The 25,594-nt window shown below is 59.4% G+C and carries 21 protein-coding genes; 10 read left to right on the top strand and 11 right to left on the bottom strand.

Features of this window, described 5'->3' with window-relative positions:
• Positions 1–15 precede the first annotated feature (15 nt).
• The 3 genes from MW046_RS14930 (at position 16) to MW046_RS14920 (ending at position 5,181) form a co-directional block, all read left to right on the top strand.
• Positions 16–1,080 carry an ABC transporter permease gene (locus MW046_RS14930; protein WP_247994956.1) on the top strand — a complete coding sequence of 355 codons (1,065 nt, stop codon included), beginning with the start codon at positions 16–18 and terminating at the stop codon, positions 1,078–1,080.
• 3 nt (positions 1,081–1,083) lie between these two features.
• Entirely contained in the window at positions 1,084–3,264 is a 2,181-nt protein-coding gene (locus MW046_RS14925) for an ABC transporter ATP-binding protein (protein WP_247994955.1), read from the top strand.
• Positions 3,265–3,360: 96 nt separating this feature from the next.
• Complete coding sequence (locus tag MW046_RS14920) at positions 3,361–5,181, top strand: ABC transporter substrate-binding protein (protein WP_247994954.1); 1,821 nt, start codon at positions 3,361–3,363, stop codon at positions 5,179–5,181.
• Between the two features lie 45 nt (positions 5,182–5,226).
• Here MW046_RS14920 and MW046_RS14915 read toward each other — a convergent pair whose 3' ends face one another.
• Complete coding sequence (locus MW046_RS14915) at positions 5,227–6,255, bottom strand: alpha/beta hydrolase family protein (RefSeq protein ID WP_247994953.1); 1,029 nt, start codon at positions 6,253–6,255, stop codon at positions 5,227–5,229.
• Positions 6,256–6,644: 389 nt separating this feature from the next.
• Between MW046_RS14915 and MW046_RS14910 the strand changes: the two genes are divergently transcribed.
• Entirely contained in the window at positions 6,645–7,853 is a 1,209-nt protein-coding gene (locus MW046_RS14910; RefSeq protein ID WP_247994952.1) for a pectate lyase family protein, read from the top strand.
• Positions 7,854–8,165: 312 nt separating this feature from the next.
• Here the strand turns inward: MW046_RS14910 and MW046_RS14905 are convergent, their stop codons facing one another.
• A complete protein-coding gene (locus MW046_RS14905; protein ID WP_247995236.1) occupies positions 8,166–9,815 on the bottom strand; it encodes an RICIN domain-containing protein in 1,650 nt (549 codons plus the stop codon).
• A gap of 153 nt (positions 9,816–9,968) precedes the next feature.
• Between MW046_RS14905 and MW046_RS14900 the strand changes: the two genes are divergently transcribed.
• On the top strand, positions 9,969–10,181 hold the full coding sequence (locus MW046_RS14900; RefSeq protein ID WP_247994951.1) for a hypothetical protein: 213 nt from the start codon (positions 9,969–9,971) through the stop codon (positions 10,179–10,181).
• Positions 10,182–10,278: 97 nt separating this feature from the next.
• Here MW046_RS14900 and MW046_RS14895 read toward each other — a convergent pair whose 3' ends face one another.
• The gene (locus MW046_RS14895; RefSeq protein WP_247994950.1) at positions 10,279–11,214 is read right to left on the bottom strand and encodes a dihydrodipicolinate synthase family protein; all 936 of its coding nucleotides are present in this window, start codon (positions 11,212–11,214) and stop codon (positions 10,279–10,281) included.
• Positions 11,215–11,628: 414 nt separating this feature from the next.
• Between MW046_RS14895 and MW046_RS14890 the strand changes: the two genes are divergently transcribed.
• Complete coding sequence (locus MW046_RS14890) at positions 11,629–12,861, top strand: mandelate racemase/muconate lactonizing enzyme family protein (RefSeq protein ID WP_247994949.1); 1,233 nt, start codon at positions 11,629–11,631, stop codon at positions 12,859–12,861.
• Positions 12,862–12,993: 132 nt separating this feature from the next.
• Positions 12,994–13,233 carry a hypothetical protein gene (locus MW046_RS14885; protein ID WP_247994948.1) on the top strand — a complete coding sequence of 80 codons (240 nt, stop codon included), beginning with the start codon at positions 12,994–12,996 and terminating at the stop codon, positions 13,231–13,233.
• A gap of 3 nt (positions 13,234–13,236) precedes the next feature.
• On the opposite strand, the gene MW046_RS14880 is transcribed toward MW046_RS14885, so the two are convergent.
• From MW046_RS14880 to MW046_RS14870, 3 genes are read right to left on the bottom strand one after another with little or no spacing between them, the layout of a single operon-like run.
• Positions 13,237–13,671, bottom strand: a complete 435-nt coding sequence (locus tag MW046_RS14880; protein ID WP_247994947.1) for a PPC domain-containing DNA-binding protein — start codon at positions 13,669–13,671, stop codon at positions 13,237–13,239.
• A 54-nt stretch (positions 13,672–13,725) separates the two neighbouring features.
• Positions 13,726–14,778 (bottom strand): Gfo/Idh/MocA family protein, encoded by a 1,053-nt coding sequence (locus tag MW046_RS14875; protein ID WP_247994946.1) that lies wholly within the window; start codon positions 14,776–14,778, stop codon positions 13,726–13,728.
• Positions 14,779–14,826: 48 nt separating this feature from the next.
• A complete protein-coding gene (locus tag MW046_RS14870; RefSeq protein ID WP_247994945.1) occupies positions 14,827–16,374 on the bottom strand; it encodes a glycoside hydrolase family 28 protein in 1,548 nt (515 codons plus the stop codon).
• A gap of 120 nt (positions 16,375–16,494) precedes the next feature.
• On the opposite strand from MW046_RS14870, the gene MW046_RS14865 reads away from it, so the two are divergent.
• A complete protein-coding gene (locus MW046_RS14865; protein ID WP_247994944.1) occupies positions 16,495–18,582 on the top strand; it encodes a pectate lyase in 2,088 nt (695 codons plus the stop codon).
• A 7-nt stretch (positions 18,583–18,589) separates the two neighbouring features.
• Here MW046_RS14865 and MW046_RS14860 read toward each other — a convergent pair whose 3' ends face one another.
• Together MW046_RS14860 and MW046_RS14855 are read right to left on the bottom strand one after the other, a co-directional pair.
• Positions 18,590–19,429 (bottom strand): NAD-dependent epimerase/dehydratase family protein, encoded by an 840-nt coding sequence (locus MW046_RS14860; RefSeq protein WP_247994943.1) that lies wholly within the window; start codon positions 19,427–19,429, stop codon positions 18,590–18,592.
• 69 nt (positions 19,430–19,498) lie between these two features.
• Positions 19,499–20,272: an IclR family transcriptional regulator gene (locus MW046_RS14855; RefSeq protein ID WP_247994942.1), complete on the bottom strand. Its 774-nt coding sequence runs from the start codon at positions 20,270–20,272 to the stop codon at positions 19,499–19,501.
• A 133-nt stretch (positions 20,273–20,405) separates the two neighbouring features.
• Between MW046_RS14855 and MW046_RS14850 the strand changes: the two genes are divergently transcribed.
• Positions 20,406–21,392 (top strand): LLM class flavin-dependent oxidoreductase, encoded by a 987-nt coding sequence (locus MW046_RS14850; protein ID WP_247994941.1) that lies wholly within the window; start codon positions 20,406–20,408, stop codon positions 21,390–21,392.
• 411 nt (positions 21,393–21,803) lie between these two features.
• Positions 21,804–23,069: a pectate lyase family protein gene (locus tag MW046_RS14845; protein WP_247994940.1), complete on the top strand. Its 1,266-nt coding sequence runs from the start codon at positions 21,804–21,806 to the stop codon at positions 23,067–23,069.
• Between the two features lie 152 nt (positions 23,070–23,221).
• Here MW046_RS14845 and MW046_RS14840 read toward each other — a convergent pair whose 3' ends face one another.
• The 3 genes from MW046_RS14840 to MW046_RS14830 form a co-directional block, all read right to left on the bottom strand.
• Complete coding sequence (locus tag MW046_RS14840; RefSeq protein ID WP_247994939.1) at positions 23,222–23,446, bottom strand: hypothetical protein; 225 nt, start codon at positions 23,444–23,446, stop codon at positions 23,222–23,224.
• A 65-nt stretch (positions 23,447–23,511) separates the two neighbouring features.
• The gene (locus tag MW046_RS14835; protein WP_247994938.1) at positions 23,512–24,564 is read right to left on the bottom strand and encodes an ABC transporter ATP-binding protein; all 1,053 of its coding nucleotides are present in this window, start codon (positions 24,562–24,564) and stop codon (positions 23,512–23,514) included.
• On the bottom strand, positions 24,557–25,585 hold the full coding sequence (locus MW046_RS14830; protein WP_247994937.1) for an ABC transporter ATP-binding protein: 1,029 nt from the start codon (positions 25,583–25,585) through the stop codon (positions 24,557–24,559). The genes MW046_RS14835 and MW046_RS14830 overlap by 8 nt, the downstream gene beginning before the upstream one ends.
• Positions 25,586–25,594: the final 9 nt, after the last annotated feature.

Genomic DNA, 25,594 nt, shown 5'->3' with positions numbered 1-25,594 from the left:
ATCGGAGGGGAACCGATGAGGAACGATCCACAGACGACTGATCGAGACGTGAGAACCGACGGCGGAAACGTGAGTTCACCGTTCGAGATCGTCTCGGAGTACGAGGAATCGCGCCGGGACCGGTACCGCAAACTCTACGACGCCTACGTCCACGCACCGGTCGCCATCGTCTGGCGCGACTGGCGGGCGCGGATCGGCTTCACGCTCGTCCTGTTCTATCTTCTGATGGGACTCGTCGGTCCGTTGCTGATCGAACCGACGGAGGTCACCGAAGGGCCAGCGCTGGTCCAACCGTTCGAGAACTGGGCGTATCCGCTCGGAACCGACAACATGGGACGCGATCTGCTGTCACAGACGGTCCACTCCACCACCACGATCCTCAAGATGATAACGTCGGGCGCGCTGTTCACCGTCGGCTTCGGGACGATCGTCGGTGCGCTGGCCGGATACAAGGGTGGTATCGTCGATACGATACTGAGTTCGATCACTGACGTGTTCATCAATCTGCCCGGCTTCCCGCTTGTGATGATTCTGGCCGCACTGTTGCCGATCGGTGGGAACCCGTACATGGTTGGTATCCTGTTGAGCGTCGGCGCATGGGGAGGCCTTGCGAGGGCGATCCGATCGCAAGTGCTCACTATCCGTCACGAGGCGTTCGTCGAAGCGGCCCGCGGAATGGGGATCCCGACCCACCGGATCGTCTTCAAGGAGATCATCCCGCATCTGATGCCGTACGTCGTGATCAACCTCACGAACGCCGCGCGGCGAGTCATCTTCGAGGCGGTTGCGCTGTACTTCCTCGCAATCCTCCCGTTCAAGTCCTCCAGTTTGAACTGGGGGGTCATGCTGAATCAGGCCTACGCGAAAAATGCCTACCTCACGGCTGAGGCACTTCATTGGTTTTTGGTACCGATGATTGCGATCGTGGGCATCTCGGTCGGTCTGATCCTACTCGGTCAGTCGCTTGACCGTGTGTTCAACCCCCGTGTCCGCGCACGCCACGAACGGACGGCGGCCGAAAACGGTGGACTCGAATCAAAAAAGAACGAGGATGACATGAACGTCAATGACGTTGTCTGATCCATGACTGTCTCAGAAACCGACCACGAACGAAGCCACACGACTGACGAAACGATCGTAGAAGTCCGGAACGCGTCCGTCACGTTCGACATGGATCGGGGCCAATCGCGCGTCCTCGACGATGTCGATCTCGATATCAAGCGCAACGAGGTTTTGAGCATCGTCGGCGAGAGCGGCAGCGGGAAATCGATGCTCGCCTCGGCACTGTTGGATGCGGTCGTCGATCCAGGGCTGCTCACGGGTGAGATCACCTACTATCCCGATGACGGTGCTCCTGTCGACGTGCTCGACCTCGATTCGAACGAACTGCAGGCGTTTCGCTGGGCGGAAATCTCGATGGTGTTCCAGGGAGCGATGAGTTCGTTCAATCCCGTCAGAAAGATCCGCACTCATTTCGTTGAAACCCTGAACGCACACGATTACGACATCGAAGACGGGATGCGACGAACACGAGGGGTCCTCGAGGATCTCTATCTCGATCCCGATCGAGTGTTGGATTCGTACCCGCACGAGCTGTCAGGGGGAATGAAACAGCGCGCACTGATCGCACTGAGCCTCGTCCTCGAACCGGAGGTGTTGGTGATGGACGAGCCGACTGCCGCGTTGGATCTACTGATGCAGCGTTCGATCATCGGACTGCTACAGGAGATCAAAGCGCAGTACGATCTAACGATCGTTTTCATCACGCACGATCTCCCGCTGGTCGCCGACATCGCGGACCGTGTCGGGGTGTTGTACGCCTTCGAGTTCGTCGAACTCGGACCCACGGACGAGGTTCTCAGAGCACCGTCCCATCCCTACACACGATTGCTTCTCAAATCCACACCCCACCTCTCATCGCCGATCGAATCGATGCGGCCGATCGAGGGGAGTGCTCCAGACCCGGTGAGCGTCCCATCGGGCTGTTCGTTCCATCCCCGCTGTCCGGTCGGTGACGAGCGGTGTGAGACCGACGCACCGGGTCCATACCCCGTCAACGGAGAACACCACGTTCACTGTCACTACTGGGAGGACGCGATCGACACGATCCCGATGAAAACCGAGAGTCAGGCGGGATCAGCGGATATGATCGGGATGGCAGAGACGAACGCATCTAGTCGAACGTCGGTGGACCGATCCGACACGCCCGTCGTCTCGCTCGATGACGTCGAGATCCACTTCGAGAAGGAAAGTGGGTTCTTCGACATCTTCTCCGAACCGGACGTCGTCAAAGCGGTCGATGGGATCTCCCTTGACGTGTATGAGAACGACGTGATCGTTCTCGTCGGTGAATCCGGCTGTGGCAAGACGACGCTCGGCAAGTCTGCGGTCGGGCTACAAGAGCCGACTGGCGGTAGCGTCCAGTATCGGGGACACGACATCTGGGACGTCAAAGCCAACGGAAGCGAGGCGGTGACGTGGGCGGAGATCCGTCGTTCACTCCAGATCGTCCATCAAGATCCCGGCAGTGCCCTGAATCCTCATCGCCGGATCCGTCAGTCCCTCGAAGAGCCACTCAAGCGGTGGAACGACGATCTGGACGGGAATGATCGACAGCAACGTCTCCTGAGCCTCCTCGAACACGTCGGGATGACACCGCCCGAAGACTACATCGAACGGTATCCTCACCAGTTGTCGGGCGGTGAGCAACAGCGCGTTGCTCTCATTCGAGCAATGTTGATGAATCCCGAGGTCATCCTCGCGGACGAGCCAGTGAGCGCGCTCGACGTGTCGCTTCGGGTCGAAATGATGGATCTCATGATAGAGCTACAGGACACCTTCGACACGTCGTATCTGTTCGTCTCACACGATCTTTCGAACGCTCGGTACATCGCCGAGAAAACCGGCGGCCGGATCGGCGTCGTCTACCTCGGTGAACTCGTCGAGATCGGCCCGGCCGAACGGATCATCCACGATCCCCAACACCCCTACACCGAAGCCTTACGCTGGGCGACGCCGGAACTCGACGCAAGCGAGGCGAAAGCGGACGAGGCACCGGTTCGCACGATCGATGTCCCTGATCCGACAAATCCACCGACCGGCTGTCGGTATCACACTCGCTGTCCGGAGGCTCGGGACTGCTGTCGAACCGAGCGTCCAGAGGAGTATCACGTCTCGGGCGAGTTACACGAGGTGACGTGTTTCCGCGCCCTCGACGACCACGACTACTGGGACAGCGAACCGATCGCCACCGACGGCGACTGATCCAGTCCACCGCCCGGCGTGATTACCGTTTGTTTCTCATTCTATATCTTGCAATCGATGATTAATTATATATAGGTCCATTATCAATTGAGTGGTATGCCGAATTCTACCGATAGGCACGGTAGCGTCCCGACCAGACGAGACGTTCTCAAAGCTGGTGTGGCCGGTGGAGTAGCCTTGATCGCGGGTTGTAGTAGTGACAACAGCTCGAACGGTGGTAACACATCGAGGTTCACCTACTTCGATCCCGTGGGTGATCCACCCTCACAGCGTCACTTCAATCCGTGGAACCCCACACAGACCGCCGCGTGGCATCCGGGAGCGAACGTCTTCGATCGCCTTGCGGTCCACTCGCCGGCTACCAACGAATCGTTCCCGATCATCGCTAACAACTGGACGATGCCCGATAAGACGACGCTGGAAACCGAACTCAGCGATCAGTGGACGTGGCACAACGGTGATCCCGTCGTTGCTCAGGACTGGGCGATGCAGTGGGAGATAGAGATGGCGATCACGTCGGCTGGCGACGGTAGCAGTTCCACCCCGATGGAATCGATCGAGGTCGTCGACGATTACTTCCTCCGGATCCAGCTGAACACGGAACTGTCGGAGATATTTGCCGTTCAGAACACGATCGCCTACTATCACGGGGATATCGGTCGCGGGATCTTCACCAAACACGACGATGACCAGTGGAGCGAGTGGCACGACCGATTGCTGAACTCGGAGGGTGATGAGTTGGACAGCGTCATCGAGGAGGTGACGACCACGAGCTACCCGACCATCGACGAGGGGATCGGTCAGGGTCCGTTCCAGGTCGCGGAGGTCGGCGACGACACCGTTCTCATGAAAAAATATGAGGACCATCCTCGTGCCGGGGATATCAACTTCGACGAGTTCGAGCTGTGGGTTCCTGGCGACGTTTCCGAACGCGTCCAACCGTACGTGAACGGGATCGTCGATGCCGTTCCCGGCGACTACCCGATTCCAGAGAACCAACGGAACAAGCTCCCGGATACCCATTCGTTGTACCGGAAAAAGCGGACGGCGAACTCGCTGTTCTGTTTCAACAACGGCCACGGTGTCGAAGGATACGATCCCGCGGTCCAAAACGTAAACGTCCGTAAGGCCATTTGTCACATATACGATAAACAACAGACGAAAGGACTGTTGCAAGGCGTCAAGAAGCTGTTCGATGGGCCACCGTGTCGGGTCCCTGCACCGATCATCGAAGAGGGAGAGCACCCGTCCACCGAATGGATCAAGGACTTTCCACAGTACGGGCAAAACGACACGGAACGCGCGACGGAGTTGCTTCGACGGGAGGAGTACGAGCGCGACAACGGCGAGTGGCTGACACCGAACGGCGAGCGTTTCGAGATCAATATTCTGAACCCCTCCGAACACCAACACCTTCAGGTGCTCATTCAGAATCTCAAAGACTTCGGGATCGCCGTCAACGCCGAGAACGTCGACGACGCGACGCTCGACGCTCGCCGACAGAACGGGGAGTACGACATCATTCCCGACGGCTCTTCGGCGAACGGGGCCATCGCCATGTGGTCGCCCGGACTGGTTGTCGACTGGATCCAGTCGCTCACGAACTACCAACCCGAAACCGAGATTCCGATGCCCGTCGGAGATCCAGACGGGTCCAGTGGCACGAAAACGATCAACATCGCCGACCACATCAATCAGTGGATGGCGACCGACGACCAACAGTATCACAAAGAGCTGACGTGGTGGTGGAATCAGACGCTGCCCGAATACGAGGCGTTGTACGAACAGGACGCTGGTGCCCTCAACACGGCGAACTTCGAGTTCAAAAACGTCCCGGAGACGATCGTCTCCGGGGTCGACGACGCGATGTACATCTCGTTGAAACTCGAAGAGGGTACGCTTCGATACAAGGGGTGATCGACGGTCACATCCGATCGTGCGTGACCGGCTCGACGCCACTGATCACAGGTGCGTTTCGATGACCGGCCACACGTGACCCGGATAGTACCGATGTGTTCCGGAGCCGACGGACAGCTCACACACGTCCTCCACGCCGTCGTTGCGATAGATTGCCTGTAGCCGAGAGAACGCGCGTCTCGTTCCATCGACCGGAAAGATCGGATCCTCGTCGCCGGTGACGACGGCCACCGGCCGGGGAACGATCGCACCGGCGATATCCCACATCTCACCGAGGCGAAGCAGCCCGGGAACGTAGTTGCATTCACAATGGTCGATGGCAACGATCGAATCCTCGAACGTGCAGAAATACGCATTCAACACGACGGGAGCCAGCCGGTCGTCCACGGCCGCCGCGAACAGTGATACCGCCGCTCCACCGGAGTGTCCCGTGATCCCGATCCGATCGGCGTTTAGCGTCGGTTCGTGCTCGATGAAATCGACGAGCTGTAGGACGTCCCACGTCCGTTCGCCCGCCAGCGTTCGATCGAACAGTTGGGCGGTCTTTTGCAGCCGTGTACACGACCGATAGCCCTCCGGATCGGGTTCCGGACCTGCCAGCTCACCGAACCCTCGCATGTCCGGAGCAAGCGCTGCGTATCCTCGTTGGACGGCTTGACGAGCGAAATCACGTCGTTCCTCAGTGATCTCCGATCGATCGTCGTTGATGGCACCGACGGTCAGCGCTTTTCCCTCCTCACAGTGTCCGTGGATCGTGAGTACCACGGGATACGGTGGCTCTTCGTCGTCGGGCACGAGCAGATAGAACGGAACACGAACTCCAGTCTCCGTTCGAATGCGCCAGTACTGGCGCTCGTAGCCGTCATTTTCGGTGGTCTCAAGGCGTTCCGGGTCCAGTTCACACGTTCCACCCGCTCGAACCGCAGGAAACCCGAGTGCTCCTGTCAGTTCCTGTCGGATCGTGTCTTGCCAAGACGTGAACGCTTCCCCTGTCTCTCCATCGTATCCGTACTCGCGTGAGGAGGTACGAAGGAGTCGCGTGAGACGCTGTTGAAACGCCGAATGTGCTGTCATCACTCTATCCCCATACATCCGTCCGACCGACTTACCCGTTGTCCCCGCCGGCAGTGGCTATCCGCGGTATCGAACGAAATCGCCACCCATGTGTGATCCCAACCCCACCGTTTCGCTCCAAACGCTGACGATACAGTCGGTCGGTTTCACGGCGCGTGATTCGGCAGTACTGCTAACACTGCCCGCTGTTTGCCCACTACTGTACTGAGTACTGTACCAAGCGTTCGATGGCTACAGTACGATGGATGTAGTAACGGATTGTAACTAGACGTCTTATAGTACTATTTAACCGAAACTATTATATTATAGAATATGATTTATAATATCATAATTGCATGTTATTCGATAGACGCACGTTCCTTCGTACGATTGGAGTGGGTGGTAGTGGCGTGGCCGGGATATTCGCGGGCAGAACGGCGGCAGAAACGACAGTGACAAACGATGAATCCGGGGCAGGATCACATTTCGATCCTACTGTCGGGTTCGCGGATCCGGCTCCGTGGCTCGAAGATGATGATGTCGAGGTGCTCAAAGTATCCGAGCCAGCGCGTGAGCCGTTGGCAGCCGCCATCGACCGGGACGGTCCTCGCGTGATCGTTTTCGAAACGAGTGGGACGATCGACCTCGAGATGAAGTCGCTGGAGATCAGCAACAACAAGTGCTGGATCGCCGGACAGACGGCTCCGACGCCGGGTATCACACTCGTTCGGGGCGGTCTCTACGTTGAAGCCGACGACTGCGTCGTTCAGCATCTCCGCGTCAGGCCGGGTGATGCCGATGCGGAACCGGGAAGCGGCTGGGAGCCGGACGCGATGCACACTGGTGATGATACGAAAAACAACGTCATCGATCACTGTTCGACCAGTTGGGCTGTCGACGAGACGCTCTCGGTCGGCTACCGGACGGAGGATACGACGGTGTCGAACTGTATCATTGCCGAAGGGCTCAACGACGCGACCCATACCAAGGGCGAACACGGATACGGGACGCTCGTCGGCGATCTGGCCACGAACGTCACGTTGGTTGGGAACGTCTGGGCACACAACACAGGACGAAATCCCGCGCCCAAGGGTGGGACGACGAGCGTCATCGCGAACAACGTCATCTATCACGCGACGGACTGGATTACGAGCTTCGGTGGGCCGGGTCCTGGGAGCGATGTACCTGCGCGCTCTGTGGTTGAAAATAACGCGTATCTTAGAATCGGCTCTCACTTCATCCAGTTCGGCCACGTCCACTACGACGGCAACTACATGGCACCGGGGACGCCGGCGGCGGTCGACAAACGTCTCGATGAGCGACCGTTGTGGCCGGCGGGACTGGAGTTACTCCCCTCTGGAGCAGTCGTCGACCACCAGTCGGCGTACGTGGGTGCGCGTCCTGCCGACCGAACGTACCACGACCGGCGCATCGTCGAGGACGTACGCGCCAGCACCGGGAGCATCATCGACAGTCAAGCGGAAGTCGGCGGCTATCCTGCTCTCGATGTGAACACCCGAGAACTGCACGTACCGACGGATACCTTACGAAGTTGGCTTCGAGCTCACGCCGTCACGGTCGAACAACCCCGGGCCAAACGGCGTGCAAGATCGGACTGAGTCGGCATCGACCCCTCCAATCGATGTGGTGGGAGCTGGCTGTACCGATGCTCGTCGCTCTCGGTCGGCTAGTGATCATTGATCCGATAGACGCCCGACCCGAACGAATTTCGGATACTGGGATGACGAGATCATGGTACGGTTTTCGTTGCGATAACGGCGCGGATGATACGCGCCGAAAGCCTTGCCGTTCACTTGCCTTCCGGTCGCCCGGCCCCTGTGCGGACGGGAACGTCGGTGATCGTCCGCGAAACCGTGACTGTGCTGTGGGTTCTTCAGTCCTGATTTGCCGTCTATATCAGTTCTCTTCTATTATATCGACTCGAACGTCCAACGCTGGTTTTCACTGCCGTTGTCCGGCCACTGGAGGACGTTCGCGCCGTTGCTGGTCGAAGCGCCATCGACGTCGGCGAGCTTGTTGCTGTGAACGGCCTCAAGCGTGTACACGCCGCCCTCGTCGTTTATATACCATCGCTGACAGGCGCAGCCGGTGTCCGAGTATTGGCGAACGTTCGCGCCGTCTTCGGTCGACGCGGTGGCAACCTCGAGCAACTGACCGCTGTTTTCGTTCACCAGTCGGTACTCGCCGTTCGTGACCTCCTCGACGTACCACTGCTGTGTCGAGTGTCCGTTCGCGGGCCACTGCTGGACGTTCGCGCCGTCTTCAGTCGAAGCGTTGGCAACCTCAAGCAACTGACCGCTGTTGGCGTTCGTGATCTCGTAGGTCCCCGTCGAGATCGGACCACCGCCGCCACCGTTGTCGGGCGGGGAACCACCCTCTTCGACGGCTTGTGCCCATCCGCCGAGCCAGTCGCGCAGGCCGCTGTCGGGGACGTCGAGCGAATGAGTGTTCACCGGCAGGTCGGGGTAGCCACCAACTTCGTCGTGATGGCCGACCCAGTAGTCGTAGGGACTGTCAAGACGATCGTTGCCCGCTCGGTCGGTGATTTCCTGAATGATACGCTGGTCGTTGGCGGTCCGGTCGGCCGGTCGTGCGCCAGCCGTTCCGAGGTTGTGGCTCTCGACATCAGCGGCAGGGATTTCGCTGAGACCGCTGGGCCACAGTGGTGGCGCGCCCTCGCTGTCGGGTTCGGCGAAGTCGGTATCATCGTCGAGCGACGGGTCGGCGGCGTAGTTGTCGGTGTGGTAAGCCGTGGGGCTGCCCTCGAAGACGGGGTTGCCGGTGTCGAGGGGCCCGGTGTAGGCGTTGCCGACGAAACTCGTCACAGCAGAGCTGTCGGCGGTGGCCGCATAATCGAAGAAGTACGCAAGGTTGTTGACGATGACCGTCTCGGTGTCGCTTTTGAGCCGTGGGACTCGCCCGCGGATTTTGGCCCAGACGTTGCCGGCGAACGTGACGTTCGAGGCACCGTCACCGATGAGTGTGCCGTAGTTGTGGTCGGCTCCGTCGCCGTAGGGGTCCCAGAGCCCTTCATAAATCAAACAGTTGGTAACGGTCGTGTCTTGTGTGTCGTAGCCCACCGAGAGACACTCATCGACCCCCCACGAGGCCGTGCAGTGATCGATAACGTTGTTTTGAGTGTCGTCTTGGGTGTTGATCGCGTCGTTACCTTGGATCGACCCGTCGTCACCCGGTCCGATCCGCGAGCGAACGTGTTGGACGACGCAGTTGTTGGCGTCGATCTGCACCATTCCCTGGGTGAAGGTAATCCCCGGCGAGGGTGCGGTCTGGCCCGCCACCCAACAGTTGTCTTCCGTGATCGCCAACGTCTCGCCACCAAGATCGATCGTCCCGCTGGTCTCGAAGACGACTACTCGCGATCCGCTCGCCGTGAACGCCGCTTCGACGGCCTCCCGCGTCGGCTCGGTGATCGTGTACACGTCCACACCATCCTCAAGCCACGATGTGTTCGCGAACCCGTCGTCGAGACCGAACTGCGAACTGCTCGCTGATCGGACCTGCGCAGTGGCTGATCCCGAAACCCCACCGAGTATTCCCATGCCGATCAGTACCGATGCTGCTGTTCCCTTCAGATAGCTCCGTCGTGTTTGTCTCATACTACCACACCGTGTCAATGATAGGCAGACATAAATTATTTTCTATCAATAAGTTATTTTCTATTTGATTATGATGTGGTAATATGACCGTGTCGGATGCTCTATGAGATAATCGTTCTCGACCGTCGGTTGGTTGCGGTCCGGTGGTTCCGTCGGCTTCGCTTCGCTCTAGATCGCGTCACTTCCTTCGGTGGGAGCCGCGCGGCCGTCGGCGTCGAGCACATCCGCGATCGTGTAGTGGATTCCGTCCAAGTAGCACTCAGCAACTGCCACGTCCGATTCACGTTCTCGTTTCAGAGCGCCACCTGAACTAAAGCACTCCGGTCACCTCCGAGAAGTCATGGACGGCTATACGTTTGCGAATCATACCCCACAGTCAGTAGACGGGACGAGTCGGTGTTTTGACCTACAACCGACCGAGATCGTCGAGGATCTGCCGGAGCTGCTCGCGTTCGTCGGGATCGATCTGCTCTTGGGGAGGTAACACGGTGTCGTGCTCGAATACCCCTTGCATCTTCAGCGCTGCTTTCGTTCGGGCGCGGTAGCGTCCCTCCGGTTCGCCAAAGATGTGGTTGGTGAGAGGGAGCAACTGCTGTCGGATTTCGCGGGCACGCTCCATGTCGTCGTCGTGGACGGCCCGAATCTTCTCGACGTGGAGATCGGGAACGAGGTTCGCGTAGCCGATGAGACCGGTTTCAGCCCCGAGCTGGTAAGCGTGCATGAGGAACGTGTCGTTTCCCGTCATGATCGTACAGTCGTCCCGAAGGTGATCGACTGCGCGGATAGTCCGGTCGTAGCGGATCGGGTCGAACGAGGCTTCCTTGAACCCGATGACGTGCGGAAGTTTACAGATTTCGACGTGTGCGCTGATTGGTAGCCCTGAACTCCCCCACGTCGGGAACTGGAAGTTGATCAGCGGCATGTCGACGGTTTCACCGACGTGTTCGAAGTGATTGATCGCCTCTTGTGGGATCTGGTGTGAATACACGTCGAGCGGGAGCAACATGACGCCGTCAGCACCGGCCTCTTTCGCCGTCTGGGCCAGTTTGGCGGCCTCGATGGAGCTTTCCCCGTATACGCCGGCGAACACGGGCGTGTCGCCTGCCGCTTCGACATGGGTTTTGACGACTTGTCGGTAGGTCTCCTCGTCTTGCATCTTCGTTTCGCCGGTGTGGGCGTTGGCGATGACCGCTTTGATGCCGTCAACGGAGACGAGCTGCTCGACGTGGCGAGTGAGATCGTCCACGACGAGTTCGTATTCGGGCGTCCACGGGTTCGCTGTCGCGGGAATGATTCCACCTGCTATCTGTTCTTTGAGTCCTCTGAACTCCTCTTTCAGCATACTCTATCGAAAGGACACGACCAGCCAGTAAAAGCGTTCGGTTCGCCCCAAATCCATCGCACCAGGCTCGATGATGTTCCCTTCGTGGGAACGGCGAACGGCACGAACGGCTAATGCATTACAATCGTACTGATGTAATGATTTGATAGAAACGCGCTGTCTCTGCTCACCCGAACGACGATGAAGCAACGTAGATGGTCTGTGTTCGACACAACGGATAGATTCCGAACAGTTCGTTCCCGTTCTGAGAACGCCCCATATGACACCGGCCTGCACACCCACCCAACAGTCGTCTCTCCCTACTGAGGTGCCAACAGTGTTCGCCTCACAGGAACGGATCCGGGGCGGAGTGCGCATGGCGTTCTAACCGTGATCACTTGAAGTTTTATACGCTTGAGTACAAACAGCCTGTGTATGGACATTGTTAGTGTGAGCGGATACGCGTTGTCCTCTCCGATCGATCCAGTGCAGGAGCGGCCGTTCTTCGGTGGTGTGCGACGGCTCCACAAGCGGGACGTCGTGCTCGTCGTCGTCGAAACGAGCGACGGTCGTCGCGGGGTTTCGACGGCGGGAGCTTCGAGTTCTGCGATGCGTGAGTATTTCGAGGGTGATTCCCACGGGACGTTCGCCGATGTCGTCGAGACGACTGTTGCCGATGCGCTCGAAGGACGATCGATCGAAGAGATCACTGACGCCCACGAGTTGCTCAGGGCAACCGACCTGCCCAGTCGTCTTCGGACGGAAGCGATTTCGGCCATCGACGTTGCGCTGTACGATCTGCGTGGGAAGGAAGTCGGCGCGCCGATTTACGAGCTACTGGCCACGGCGTGGGACACCGAGCCGACGACCGAACTGCCGTTGTACGCGAGCGCCGGGATGTATATGGAACCGGAGGGATACGTCGAACAAGCTACTGTGCTCGAAGAACTCGGATTTTTCGGTTACAAGTACCGGCCCGGAATCGGTCCCGATGCCGACCGCCGGACGGTCGAGCTACTGGCCACAGCGGTCGACGACATCGAACTCATGCTCGACGTCCACACGTGGTGGAAGCTCCGGGACTCCTACGGGCGCGATACCGTTCGGGCGCTGGTCGAACATGCTGCCGACCGGGGCGTTTACTGGATCGAGGAACCGGTCGAACCCGACGACCACGAGGGGTACGTCGAGCTGGCCGACACCGGCGCGCCGCTGGCTGGTGGAGAAAGTGAAAAATCACCTTCAGATCTGATCACCCTCGGCCGAACCGGAGTCGACTTCCTGCAAGGCGACGTTCGTCACCACGAGGGCTTTACCGGCTGTCAGGCGGCCATCGAGTTCTGTGTGGATCGGAATATCGAGTTCGTCCCTCACAACTTCGGTACGTGGCTCGGATTGCAGGCCAACGCCCACCTCGTCGCTGCCGCGCCCGAGGCACAACTGCTCGAATATCCGGTGTTCGAGGACGACCCAGCGTTGGCCGAAACGGAGACCGACCCCGGTATGTATCCGTTCGAACTCGCGTTCGACATCATCGAGGGGCAGCCAGTCATCGAGAACGGGCGCATGACCGTTCCGGATGCTCCGGGACTCGGTGTCGATGTCGACCTCAGTGTCCTCGAATCGTACCCGTTCATCGACGGTCCGTGGACCGAGTTTCACTATTGAATCGACTGGTTGGTCTCGTTCACCTTCGACGGTAGTCGCTCGTCACTGACTGTGTACGGGCTCCGATGCGAGCACCGAAGTCGATCGGAGAACCCCAATAGATTTATACGATGAAACGAAATAAATGTGGTAATGAGTTCCACACAAGATGTAGGCCAGGAACCGGCGTCTCTGCTTCAGACGGTGATCAACTCCATCGATGACTCCGTTCTGTTGAAAGTCGCGATAGCGGGCGTGTTGTTGTTTGTCTCCGGGTGGCTCCTCGATGTGGGAGCCAACGAGGGCGTCTGGGCAGCGATCTTCGGTGCCTGGGGGAGTGGGCTGGTGCTCGTCGGACTGAGCTGTTATGGCGTCATCTGGTGGCGACGATAACCGTTATCGTCGTGTGAGCCGCGACACATCGCGCTCATCGGGCTGCCGTTCGAGCGACAGTCCGGGTAACTTCCGGATCGTCACCTCGCCGAGTACGTTGATCTCACAGCCCGCTTCGAGGTGTCCACCGACGGTTCGTTCGCCGTCGAAGGCAGTTACGTGGAGGTGTGGCTCGCCGTCCGCGATGATGCCGTTGATGTCAGTGACTTCCCACGCACCCTGTAGTTCGAGATCGACGTTGCGGTCCGCCTGATCGTCAGGCAGTTCCGTTCGGTCGACGTAATGGATGTGTAACGTGCTGAACGTTCCGATACCGGTGACGACGGCACCGGTGTCGATGTCGTGTTCCGTGCAGGCGCGCTCGATCGATTCGAGCGCCTTGTCACCGCGGTCGAGACGGACGATCACGTGTCCGTCGTCGGATTCGAACGATTCCATCCGTTAGACGGTGGCTGGCGATCGGAATAAACGTTGGTGGTTCAGCCGGACTGATCAGCGTTCCTCGGCCAGCGAAAACCGACCGGTGAGATCGATCCGTTCGCCGGTGCGGCCCGATTCGTAGGCTGCCATCGTGACGACTGTCGTCTCGAAGGCGTCCCGAACCGTGATGGGAGGTGTCGTCCCGTCGTGGATTGCCTCGGCGAACGCGTCGGCTTTGGTCTGTCGGCCGTGGTAGTCCAGTGAGCGGTCGTGCTCGGTGCCCTCGGCGTCGATCGTGTAGCCAGTGCGTTCGTTCCAATCCCGGCCTTCGAGATACACGGCTCCATCGTCATCCCAGATATGGATGTGTTCACGGGTGCACGCCACGATACCCGTATCGGAGACGTTGGCGACCGCGCCGTTGTCGAACTCGATGGTGATCGATGACTGGGTGTCAAACACCTGATCATCATCGTGGAACACGACGGTGGCGTCGACGCGCGTCGGTTCGAGACCAGTCACCCAGAGGATCGCGTCGATAATGTGCGAACCGACGTTCAGGAGGTGGCCGCCGCCACTCAGTTTCGGATCCATCCGCCAGTCATCCATGGTTTCGTAGTAGGAACGCCAGTCGTGGGTGATCTCTCCGGTGATGAACGTCGGTTCAGCGTCACCGGCTGCCCACCGCTCGTGTGCTCGAATGAACGCGGGATTCAGATGCCGCTGGTAGCCGAGCATCACCACTCGGTCGGTCTGTTGATCGCGCTGGTAGAGATCCCGGGCGTCCTCGACGGTCGTCGCAAGGGGCTTTTCACACAGCACGTGGAGATCGTGCTCCAGTGCGGCGACCGTCTGCTCGTAGTGAAGTCCGTTGGGCGTGGCGATCGCCACCGCGTCGAGCGACGCTTCCTCGATCATCGTCTCGTAACGAGTGTACTGACCGGTCACCGCGTCGAATTCGGCGGCTGCCTCGGCGAGGTTCTCCTCGTCGACGTCGGCTACTGCGACCAGCTCGGCATCCGATACGTCCTCGAACTGACGTCCGAGCCGGATGCCGAGACTTCCGAGTCCGACGAGTCCGACGCGCAGATCGTTGGCTGAGTCGTCCATGTCGTAGTCACGCATACATGCAAATCACCTATAATTGTTTTGCTCGAACAGCTCCGGTCTTCGTCAGGAGCGTTCGACCGTCGCATCGCTGTCGGGGTCTACCACGACGGCGTCGGCCATCGAGCCGTGACATCCTGTCATCGAGATCGTCCGTGTGTCCGATCCGTTCGCTCGCAAAAACGCCCCGTCCGAGGGAGCACAACAGCCACGGAGCCGAGTCCTCGTGACGTCGTGCAACGAGACGGCGGGCGCGCCCTCCGTTTCGGCCACGAGCCCGTCGATCCGCACGTCGTCGGTTTCTTCGAACCGCATTGCGGGACCGTCCGCCGTCTGGATCTGTACGTCCCGAAAGGCGACATCTTCGATCGACGTACAAAACAGCCCGTGGCGTTGCTCGTAGCCGTCGGCCATCGCTGGATCGAGTTCCGTTGCGTCGAGATCGCGGGTGGCGTCGATCCGAACGTCGGCAAAGGAGATACCCTCGAAATGCTGTTCGGGAAGCCCGGCAAGAAAGCCGGCTGTTTCGACGTTGCGCGCGGTGATCGATCGAAACGAGACGTTCCGAACCATCGGCGTTCCCTCGGTGATCGGCTGTGGATCGCTGTCCAGCGGGGTGAAGTAGTAGCCGTTGATGACGAACGGACACGCGACCCGTCGCATGAGAATGGTGTCGAATCGGAGATCCTCGACGACGCCGCCACGGTCCCGTTGGGTCTTGATTCGCACGCCACGATCGGTGTCCGTGAACGTACAGTTCGAAACCACGACATCTCGAACGTCGCCGGACATCTCGCTACCGATAACGACGCCGCCGTGACCGGATTCGACAGTGCAGTTCGTGACGGTGATCTCCGAAGCCGGCTCTCCGACCGCACGTCCTTCGGCGTTTTTCCCGGATTTGATGCAGATCGCGTCGTCGCCCGCGTTGATGTACGTGTCGCTGATCCGCACGCACTGCGAGGAATCGATGTCGATCCCATCGCCGTTGGGTGCGTCTGCCGGGTTCTTGACGGTGACGTCGTGGAGCGTCACGTTCTCGGAGTAGACAACGTGGGTGTTCCAGAACGGCGAGTTACACAGCGTAACCCCGGACACTGTGACGTTTTCCGAGTGTGCGATCTGGCACAACGGCGGCCGGTGGGTAAAACTGCTGACGTCGTCTCCCTTCTCGTTTCGACGCTCGAATTCGGCCAACCGTTCCTGTAGTCCCTCAGGCCGTTCCGACATCGGTGTCTCATAAAATGACCACCAGTACGCGCCGTTGCCGTCGATCGTGCCGCGTCCGGTGATCGAAACGTTCTGGGCGTCCTCAACGAACAGGCAGGGATGAAAGCCGACCTGGTCCCAGCCTTCCCAGCGGCTTTCGATGGTCGGAAACGTGTCGTAGTCGCCGACAAAGCGCAGCGTCGCCCCCGGTGACAGATACAGCGTCGTGTCGTCACCGACTCGAAGCGGGCCGGTCACGTACGTCTCTGATGGAACGTACACTGTCCCGCCTGCCTCGGCACACGCGTCGAGCGCCGTCTGGATCGCGTCCGTCTCGGGATCGTCTCCGTTGCCCGTCGCGCCGTACTCGCGGATGTCGAACCGATCTGCGTCAGGTACTGTCATCGTCCGGGTATTCCGGGGCAGGGAGATAAACGTTGTGCCCCCCGCGCCGTCCGGCGGATGTTTCTGTGTCGGAGAAACACTTATCAACGAACGTCCTAATATCGCGGACGGTACGCAACGATGAGATTTGATAGACGGACGTTCCTTCGATCGATCGGGGCAGGCGCTGTCGCTCCAGCGGTTGGGCTGTTCGACAGAACGGCTACGGCAGCGACGGTAATCACGATCCGTGGCGGTGGGGCCGACATCTGGAACACGGAAGACGCGTTTCACTTCTACTACGAGACGGTAGACGGGGATTTCGACGTCCAGGTGCGCAACACGGCCCTCGAAAACACGGATCCGAACGCCAAGACCGGCATCATGGCCCGGAACTCAGAGGATCCCGGAGCGCCGAACGTGCTGCTCAGACGAACGCCAAGTGGTGCAGCGTCACTCCAGTGGCGCTCCGAATCCGGTAGCGAGACGATCAGCACCACGTCGGGTGGAGAAGACGAGAGCGAACTCGACGGAGGAAGCCTTCAGGCGGAGTGGCTGCGCCTGCGTCGACAGGGTGACGTTTTCGAGGCGTACGGCTCTGACGACGGGACGGACTGGACGACGATCGCGCGCCTCGACGGCGTCGAACTGAGCGACAGCGCGCTCGTCGGATTACCGGTCACGAGCCACAACGTCGGCGTGCGCTGTACGGCCCGACTGCGGGATCTCTCGGGTATCGATCCCGACACCAACCGGGACGTCGGTGACGTTTCAGTGACCGGCAGCGTCGAAACTGAGGAGGGCGTTCCGTTCGTCACGACGGGCGATGCGACCGATGTCACGGCCAGGAAGGCCACGCTCCGCGGCGAACTGACCGATTTGGGGGGAGCCGACGCGGCGAGCTGTTACGTCGAATACCGTGAGGTACCAAGCGCGGCGTGGACGGCGACAGCCGCCCAAACGCGCACGGAGCCAGGAACGTTTGACGTCCGTCTCACGGACCTCACGAGCAGACGGTACTACGAGTATCGTGCGGTCGTCGAAACCGAGAACGGCGACCGCACGGTCGGATCCTCGGAAACGGTCGGCACGCCAAGTCAGTCGAACGGCGGATCGAACGGTGGCGGCCCGGACAGCGCTTCTCGAGTCGACTTTGCCGATGGGTTTGCCGTCCCAGCCCCGTGGTTGGATGACGACACGCCCATTATCCCGGTAACTGAACCCAATCGACGACAACTGGCGGCCGCCGTCGGGATCGACGGGCCACGGCTGGTCGTGTTCGAAACCAGTGGGACCGTCGATCTCGGGAAACAACGCCTGACCGTCTCCAGCGACGAGCTGTATCTCGCCGGACAGACGGCACCGTCACCGGGAATTACACTCGTTCAGGGAGATCTCTGGATCGACGCGGACGACTGTGTGATCCAACATCTCCGCGTTCGACCGGGCGACGCGAACCTGACGGAGGAAAGCGATTGGGAACCCGACGGAATCAGAACCGGTGACGGTACCCAGAACAACGTCATCGATCACTGTACGACGACGTGGGCAGTCGATGAGAACCTCTCGGTGGGGTATGACACGGTGAACACGACGGTGTCGAACTGCCTGATTGCCGAACCACTTCAGGACGCCACCCACCACAAGGGCGACCACGGATACGGATCGTTGATCGGTAACGGCGCGTCGAACGTCACGCTCGCCGGGAACGTCTGGGCGCACAACTACGACCGCAATCCGCGGCTCAAGCAAGGCACCCGAACCGTCGTGGCGAACAACGTGATCTATCACTACAACGACGGCGTCTGGATGGATCCGGACACCGAGGCGAGCATCGAGAGCAACGTCTTCCGGCGACCGGTCAGCGACCAGCTGGCCGTCTTCGGTGAGGGAGCGGCCGCACTTGATGACAACGTCGCCACCACCCCCACAACCAGCGAGGGAATCACACAGCTCGATACTCGGCCCTTGTGGCCGACGGCGCTCGAAACCGTCGGGTCAGAGAACGTTGTCGAGCACAACCTCACAAATGCCGGTGCCCGGCCAGCCGACCGGACCGCTGCCGATGAGCGCGTGCTCGAACAGCTCCGAACGGAAGGAGGATCGTACATCGATAGCCAGACGGAGGTCGGTGGCTATCCCGAGCTCGAGGTCGTCACACACCGCCTGACGATTCCTCAAGGTGGCACCCGGGCCTGGCTGCGCGCGAAAGCTCGCGCCGTCGAGTGATCAGCTCTCACTCAGGGGGACCGTTCCACCGTTCGCCGTCGTCCTGTGGATCATACCCGATCTGGTCCCGTGCGTGTTCGATATCGAACCATCGACGCCGGTTGTCGCTGACACCGTAGAAGGTCCCGTATTCGACCGTCTCGTTCTGGAGGCAGCAGTCCACCTGATGGGCGAAATCCCGCCTTGACTGCCAGAGCGCTTTCATCCGGGTGACCGCCCGATCGTACTCGGCACTGTCACGTTCGAACGCTCCGTCGGCGACGCCTTGCTCGGCATCCCCGTACGGATGGTCGTACGGCGGCATGTTGACGGTTCCGACACGAAGCGCGTAGAACCGTCGGGGATACTCGTAATTTTCGACGTAGTAGCGCCCGAGCGCCTCGCCGAAACATTTCGAGACGCCGTAGAACGAATCCGGTCTAACCGGATCAGTATGATCGACGGTGAGATCGAATTCGGTAGCGTAAATCTCCGGCGCGAACTCCTGTTCGTACATGCCGACAGCGTGGTTCGAGGAGATGAACACGAACGACTCGAGCTGCCGTGTTCTGGCTGCCTCTAGCGCGTTGTACATGCCGATGATGTTCGGTTCGAACACCTCATCCCAGCCACCGTCAGTAAACGGGTAGGCCGCCATGTGGACCATCGCGTCCCGTCCGTCCGCGGCCGATACGAGCGCGTCACGGTCGGCCACGTCAGCAACGATCGTCTCGTAATCCCCGTACGGATGGCCGTCGGGCCGATCCGATCGGTTGAGATACGTGAAGTCGTACCCCGCTCCGTCGTGAAGGTGATCGATAACGGCGGTTCCACACCGACCGTACGCTCCGGTCATCAATACGTCCATACCGATTTCTATACGGTTCAGCTATTAAATCAATGGGTGGTGCAATCCATATCCCGACGGCCGCGCGGTTCACGAGAACTTGGTGTTGAGTTCGATGACGTTTGCGGCTCGTTTGACGTGCTCGGCCAACTCCTCGTGGATGCGTTCGTCGGTAAACCGGCTTGACGGTCCAGTGGTGCTGATGGCTCCCAACACGGTATCTCCCCGTTTGACCGGTGCGGCCACACACCGTAGCCCCTCGATATTCTCCTCGTCGTCGATCCCATAGCCCCGCTTTGCGATCACGTCGAGTTGCTCGTACAACTCCTTGGGTCCCGTGACGGTCCGAGATGTGAAGCTCGTATACTCCGTCGATTCGACGATCTCTTCCGTCCGAGACGCGGGCATGAACGCCAGAATCGTCTTGCCCAGCGATGTCGAATACATCGGTTGTTGAATACCGACCCGTGAGCGCGTCTCAACTGCCTGCTCCCCAGTTGCCTTGTAGAGATAACTGGTCATCCCGTGTTCTTCGATCCCGAACTGAGCGATCTCACCGGTCTCCTCGGCGAGCTTATCGACTTCACTCGTGATGACCTCGTAGTTGCCGATCTGTTCTCGAACGCTGTTTGCCATATCGAGGAGTCGGAGGCTCAACCGGTAGCCGTCGTCCTCTTGGACGAGGATGTTACGCTCACAGAGCGTCTGCAGATGGCTGTAAATCGTGCTTTTCGAATGGCCGAGTTCATCGGCCAACGCCGTCACACCGACGTGATTTCGCTCTTGCAGCACTTCGATGATGTTGAACGCGATCGTCACCGATCGGATCGTTCGTCCCGAATAATCGTCTTTCCGTACCGTCATAATATCTCACATGTACTCTATCTATATAATGCTGTTCCCCTGTTGGGAAGATCGAGCCCGTTCGGTCGTTGTTCTTTCGGGCCTGTGAACATAAGACGTAAGTAGACGTCACACGGAGATCACATCGATCGCTATGAAGTTCGGCTTTTTCCCGATCGAGGGTGGCGACACCTGGGACGGTGTCGTCGAGCAGTGTCAGTTAGCCGAGGATCTCGGTTTCCAAACGTGCTGGGTCAACGACCACCAAGCGACGGAGGGTGACAACTACTGGCCGTCTCCGCTGGTACGGCTGACGAGCATCGCCGAGGGCACCGAATCGCTCGAACTCGTCACGTCAGTGCTCATCTTGCCGCTGTACCATCCGTTGCACGTCGCCCAACGAGCGGCGATGGTGGACAATATCTCGAATGGTCGACTCACGCTCGGCGTGGGACTTGGTTACGTGGAAAAGGAGTTCGAGGCGTTCGGAGTTCCGATGTCCGATCGTGCCGGACGGATGATAGAGGGATTACAGTTCCTGGACGAGTTCCTCACCTCCGAGGAACCGATCTCCTTTTCGTGTCCGTTCTTCGAGGTCGAAGACTGGCAGCCACTCCCCCGGACCGTTCAAGAGCCTCGGCCTTCGTTGTGGGTCGGTGGCTGGGGCGACAAGCAGCTCGCTCGTTCGGTCTCGTTCAGCGATGCGTGGGTGCCCGGTGTGGTCGCGGACCTCGATGCGGTCGAGCAACGCAAGGACAAACAGCGCGAGCACATCGAATCGACCGATCAGGAGTGGTCCTCGATGGACCATCCCCTGATGCGTGAGGCCGTCATCGGTGAGACCGAAGCTGAGGTGATGGAACGAAAGGAGTATCTTCACCGCACCTACCGCGACGAGTACGGCGGTGAATTCTCTCACCCGCTGATGACTGCCGATTCCGTCGCGGACTTCTCCCAGCTCGCGGACGATCGATTCATCTACGGCACACCCGAGCAGATCATCGAGCAGATCGAGGCGATGCAAAACCGATTCTCGTTGAACCAGCTCGCGCTTCGCTTCCATCATTCCGGGATGCCGCCCGAACTGGTCGAAGACCAACTCCGGCTATTCGGTGAGGAGGTCATCCCCGCGTTCGACTGATCCGCGCTCTCCCATGCGAGCAGTGGCATTCTCAGCCGACCGTTCCTAGTGTGGGAACGATCGTACCGTAATCGCCCGGTATGAAGCTCCATACCCCTGATCTCCGGACGGAAACGACGATTCGGATGTGATTCCCGTTTGTCCGTAGCGAATCAGTCGGTATGCAGCTATAGCCCGGCTGTACCCCGCGCTTCACCCTGTGTAATAAAAAATTCCGTAAATATGAAGCGGACAATAGGCGGTGATCGTCAGATCGTTACAATAGTACGTCTGTAATCGTTCGGTAGATGGGAACCCGACTGCACCTGCCGGGATGTCCGACGGCGTATGCTTTTTCTAACTATACAATGGTATTTCTTATTGAGATAAATTTATTATACATGTCGTATATTACTATACTGGTGTCTATTAATGGCACATAACAGACGCACGTTTTTACGTGCGGTCGCGGTTGGGAGTATCGGAGCCACCGTTCTCGGTGGGACAGCCACGGCGACAGAGAACCGTGGGTATGAACCGTTCAGTCAGTCGTCCTTTCAGGGGGGAGACGGCTTTGCCACGATGGGACCGTGGCTTGAGGATGGTGTGGACGTGTACACGATCACCGAGCCGACGCGGGAGGCCGTCGAAGCGGCGTTCACGGCGAGCGGATCGCGAGTAGTCGTCTTCGAGACCAGTGGGACGATCGATCTTGGGGGGGAATCGTTGGCGATCACGGAAGACAACTGTTGGGTGGCGGGCCAGACCGCACCCTCGCCGGGCATCACGTTCATCAAAGGGATGGTGCAGATCGACGCCAACAACTGCGTCGTCCAACACGTTCGCTCGCGGATCGGGCCAGGCTCAGACGGAAATATTCAGGGTAACGACGCGATCAACACCCAAGACGACACCCAAAACAACGTCATCGATCACTGCACGGCCTCGTGGGGGGTCGACGAATGCATGTCTGTCGGCTACGATACTGACAGAACGACGTATTCGAACAACCTGATCTACGAGGGGTTGTATGATCCGTACGGAGACGGCTCCGACCACAATTACTGTACGCTGATCGGTGATGGAGCCGACCACGTCACCTTGCTCGGCAACGTGTGGGCGAAAGCCCGCAATCGGATTCCACGGCTCAAAAGCGACACACGGACCGTCGTCGTCAACAATTTCTGTTATTTCTTCGATGAGGCGTCTAACACTGACAGCTCGGCCGAAACGACGTGGGTCGGGAACAAATACACCGGTGTGACGGCTACAGGTGAATCGATCGTCGAAGGTAGTGGCACAGTGTACAGCGAAGACAACATCACGGCTGATCCGCCCATCGATTCGGATGTTTCGTTTGTCGAGGGCGAAACCACCGGCTCAAAACCACTCTGGCCAGACGGGTTGACTGCGCTTTCGTCCGATGCGGTCGAGAGCCACAACCTCGGAACCGCTGGCGCACGGCCAGCTGACCGAACCGCCAACGACCAGCGGATCGTTAGTGAGATCACTGACCGAGCGGGCAACGACCGCCTCGACTCGCCGTACGATTACTGGGTCGGTCACCCTGACGAGGTTGGCGGCTATCCCTCGCTTTCGGAAAACACCCACTCACTCTCGGTACCCGACAGCGGGCTTCGTGGGTGGCTCCAAGCATGGGCACAAGCGGTCGAAGATCCCAACGCCACCCCGCCCTAACCGATGGTTCCACATCATAGCATAACTGTCCGCTAATACCGGATAGGAGCAACGACCGATTCGACCGGTGTATCTGGGCACATCGTACAACGAACGTACGACGTCGTTCATCCGGTCATATCGGATTCAAGCCGTGCTCGGTACGTCATTTGCTATCCGAGCGCGGACCAGAGCGCGGCGACGGCGTACACCACAAGCGTAATGGCGATCATCGAGAATCCCCACAGACCGAGAAGCCCACTGATTTCCCCCGTCGTGACGAACGCACCGAGGGCGATCAGCACCGTGGCGATCCCGAGTATGGTCCACGACAGCGGCCGGCCCGGAATCGACGCTGTCAGTCCCGCGTGAGCGTCGCGTTCGTTTGTCTCACCCATCGATTGCTACCTCCGTGGGTGAACGCGTCTGTGTGGCGCTTTTGCGTCGTCTCTGTCCGTGTTTTTCAGTCATGCAAAGGTTCACTCTCCCAGTAGTCGTGGGTCTCATCGCTCCGAAAGCAGTGACTGTCGTGGTCGGGTCCGACCCCGTACGATTCGGGGTGTGACTCCCGGCACGCTGCCCGTGCTTTCGGACACCGCGTGTGGAACCGACAGCCGGATGGTGGATCTGTCGGATCGGGAACGTCGATCTCCCTGATGGGGATGTCCGCTTCGACGTCTTCATACAGTTCCGGTGTCGCCCACTTCAACACTTTCGTGTACGGATGCTGTGGATTTTCGAGGATCTCGTCGACCGGTCCCGCCTCGACGATCCGACCGAGATACATCACGGCGATCCGGCCGTCGGCTTGCTGTGCGATGTACCGGGCGTTCGAGAGATCGTGTGAGATGAACAGATACGACGTGTCGAACACGGACTGTAGTTCCAACATGATGTCCATCATCTCGACGCGCAACGATACGTCGAGTGCACTGATCGCCTCGTCGGCGAGGATGACGTCGGGATTCACCAGAAGCGATCTGACAAGCACGACGCGCTGTTGTTCGCCACCCGATAGCTGGTGGGGGTACCGGTTGACGAAGTCCTCGGCCGGCGACATCCCGACGTGTTCGAGCAGGGTGAGGATGCGCTCTTGGCGTTCCTCGTAGCTCAGCTCCGGCTGCCACCGCTTGAGCGGCAACATCAATGACGTGAGCACGCGCTGATTCGGGTTGAGCGCGCTGCCCGGGTCTTGATGGATGATCTGAAGCGAGCGGCGGATCTCCTCGAACGGCACTCGGACCTCTCCACGGCCTTCGCGGGCGTCCCAAATATCCTGTCCACGGTAGGACACCGAGCCACTGGTCGGACGCTGGGCCCCGATAGCGGTCTTTCCGAGTGTCGATTTCCCACAGCCGCTTTCCCCGATCAGTGCCACGACGTCGTTCTCCTCGATGTCGAGCGAGACGTCGTCGACGGCCCGAACGGGATCCTCGTCCGAGAAAGCATCGAGCAGTCCGTCATGGCTGTTGAACTCGACGGTCACATCCTCCATGGAAAGGAGTGGCTTACTCATCGACCCCACCCCGTGGTTTGTTCCGAATCGGAACGTTATCGGCGACGTCCCCATGGTAATGACAGGACGCTTCGTGTTCGGGTCCGACGGTCGTCAGTCCTGGTTCGACCGAGTGACATTTCTCTTCGTCCATCGGACAGCGCGGATGGTACGAGCAGCCCGAGATGTACTCCACCGGATCGGGCTTGTTCCCCTCGATCGTTCGTATCTCCCCGGGCGGCGTCGTGAGATCCGGCGTCGTCGATAGGAGCGCCCGCGTGTAGGGGTGGGCGCTGTGGTACAACAGCTGGTCGGTTTCGGCGACCTCCACGAAGTCGAAAGCGTACATCACTGCCATCCTGTCCGCGATCTTCGTCAATAGCGGTAAGTCGTGGGTGATGAACACCAGCGTGAGGTCGAACGTCGCTCGGATCTCTCGGAGGAGATCGATGATCGACCGCTGCATGAGCAAGTCCAGTGCCGCCGTCGGCTCGTCGAGCAGCAACACCTCCGGTTCGAGGAGGAGACTCAGCGCGATGAGCGTGCGCTGTTGCATCCCACCGGACAGCTCGTGTGGATGCGAATCCAACACCCGATCGGGATCCAGATACAACTGTTCGAGGATCTCCCTGCCTCGTTCCATACCTTCCGGAACGTCGTACCCGTGATCTTGAAGCGTCTCTCGGAAGTGTTCTCGTATCGACAACACGGGGTTGAACGAAGTCATCGCCCCTTGGAACACCATCGCGACCTGCTCCCAACGGAACCGTCGCAGCTCCTCGGGATCGAGGTCAAGCACCGAGACCGGATCGCCGGTTTCGGGGTAGTACGTCACCTCTCCGGACACTGTTCCGGGTTCGGGAATCGCATCGAGCAACGACAGCGCAACCATCGATTTGCCGCTGCCGCTTTCCCCGACGATTCCCAGCGTCTCTTCTCGATACACGTCGAAATCGACGCTTCTGACGACGTTCGATTCTCCGCGCTCGACGCCAAACGTCACGTCGAGATCACGGATCTCGATGGCGACGTCGTCGGTCATCGTCGCCCC

It is taken from the genome of Halocatena salina (genome assembly GCF_023115355.1).
Classification (GTDB): domain Archaea; phylum Halobacteriota; class Halobacteria; order Halobacteriales; family Haloarculaceae; genus Halocatena; species Halocatena salina.
This window is presented reverse-complemented; position numbering and strand designations above follow the sequence as displayed.

Excerpts from the sequence above, each read along its gene's own strand:
- MW046_RS14835 (WP_247994938.1), bottom strand. The coding sequence starts at position 24,564 with ATGAGTAAGCCACTCCTTTCCATGGAGGATGTGACCGTCGAGTTCAAC.
- MW046_RS14865 (WP_247994944.1), top strand. The coding sequence starts at position 16,495 with ATGAGATTTGATAGACGGACGTTCCTTCGATCGATCGGGGCAGGCGCT.
- MW046_RS14905 (WP_247995236.1), bottom strand. The coding sequence starts at position 9,815 with ATGGGAATACTCGGTGGGGTTTCGGGATCAGCCACTGCGCAGGTCCGA.
- MW046_RS14895 (WP_247994950.1), bottom strand. The coding sequence starts at position 11,214 with ATGCTGAAAGAGGAGTTCAGAGGACTCAAAGAACAGATAGCAGGTGGA.
- MW046_RS14860 (WP_247994943.1), bottom strand. The coding sequence starts at position 19,429 with ATGGACGTATTGATGACCGGAGCGTACGGTCGGTGTGGAACCGCCGTT.
- MW046_RS14880 (WP_247994947.1), bottom strand. The coding sequence starts at position 13,671 with ATGGAATCGTTCGAATCCGACGACGGACACGTGATCGTCCGTCTCGAC.
- MW046_RS14840 (WP_247994939.1), bottom strand. The coding sequence starts at position 23,446 with ATGGGTGAGACAAACGAACGCGACGCTCACGCGGGACTGACAGCGTCG.
- MW046_RS14900 (WP_247994951.1), top strand. The coding sequence starts at position 9,969 with ATGCTCTATGAGATAATCGTTCTCGACCGTCGGTTGGTTGCGGTCCGG.
- MW046_RS14915 (WP_247994953.1), bottom strand. The coding sequence starts at position 6,255 with ATGACAGCACATTCGGCGTTTCAACAGCGTCTCACGCGACTCCTTCGT.
- MW046_RS14875 (WP_247994946.1), bottom strand. The coding sequence starts at position 14,778 with ATGCGTGACTACGACATGGACGACTCAGCCAACGATCTGCGCGTCGGA.
- MW046_RS14920 (WP_247994954.1), top strand. The coding sequence starts at position 3,361 with ATGCCGAATTCTACCGATAGGCACGGTAGCGTCCCGACCAGACGAGAC.
- MW046_RS14890 (WP_247994949.1), top strand. The coding sequence starts at position 11,629 with ATGGACATTGTTAGTGTGAGCGGATACGCGTTGTCCTCTCCGATCGAT.
- MW046_RS14850 (WP_247994941.1), top strand. The coding sequence starts at position 20,406 with ATGAAGTTCGGCTTTTTCCCGATCGAGGGTGGCGACACCTGGGACGGT.
- MW046_RS14855 (WP_247994942.1), bottom strand. The coding sequence starts at position 20,272 with ATGACGGTACGGAAAGACGATTATTCGGGACGAACGATCCGATCGGTG.
- MW046_RS14830 (WP_247994937.1), bottom strand. The coding sequence starts at position 25,585 with ATGACCGACGACGTCGCCATCGAGATCCGTGATCTCGACGTGACGTTT.
- MW046_RS14930 (WP_247994956.1), top strand. The coding sequence starts at position 16 with ATGAGGAACGATCCACAGACGACTGATCGAGACGTGAGAACCGACGGC.
- MW046_RS14870 (WP_247994945.1), bottom strand. The coding sequence starts at position 16,374 with ATGACAGTACCTGACGCAGATCGGTTCGACATCCGCGAGTACGGCGCG.
- MW046_RS14885 (WP_247994948.1), top strand. The coding sequence starts at position 12,994 with ATGAGTTCCACACAAGATGTAGGCCAGGAACCGGCGTCTCTGCTTCAG.
- MW046_RS14925 (WP_247994955.1), top strand. The coding sequence starts at position 1,084 with ATGACTGTCTCAGAAACCGACCACGAACGAAGCCACACGACTGACGAA.
- MW046_RS14845 (WP_247994940.1), top strand. The coding sequence starts at position 21,804 with ATGGCACATAACAGACGCACGTTTTTACGTGCGGTCGCGGTTGGGAGT.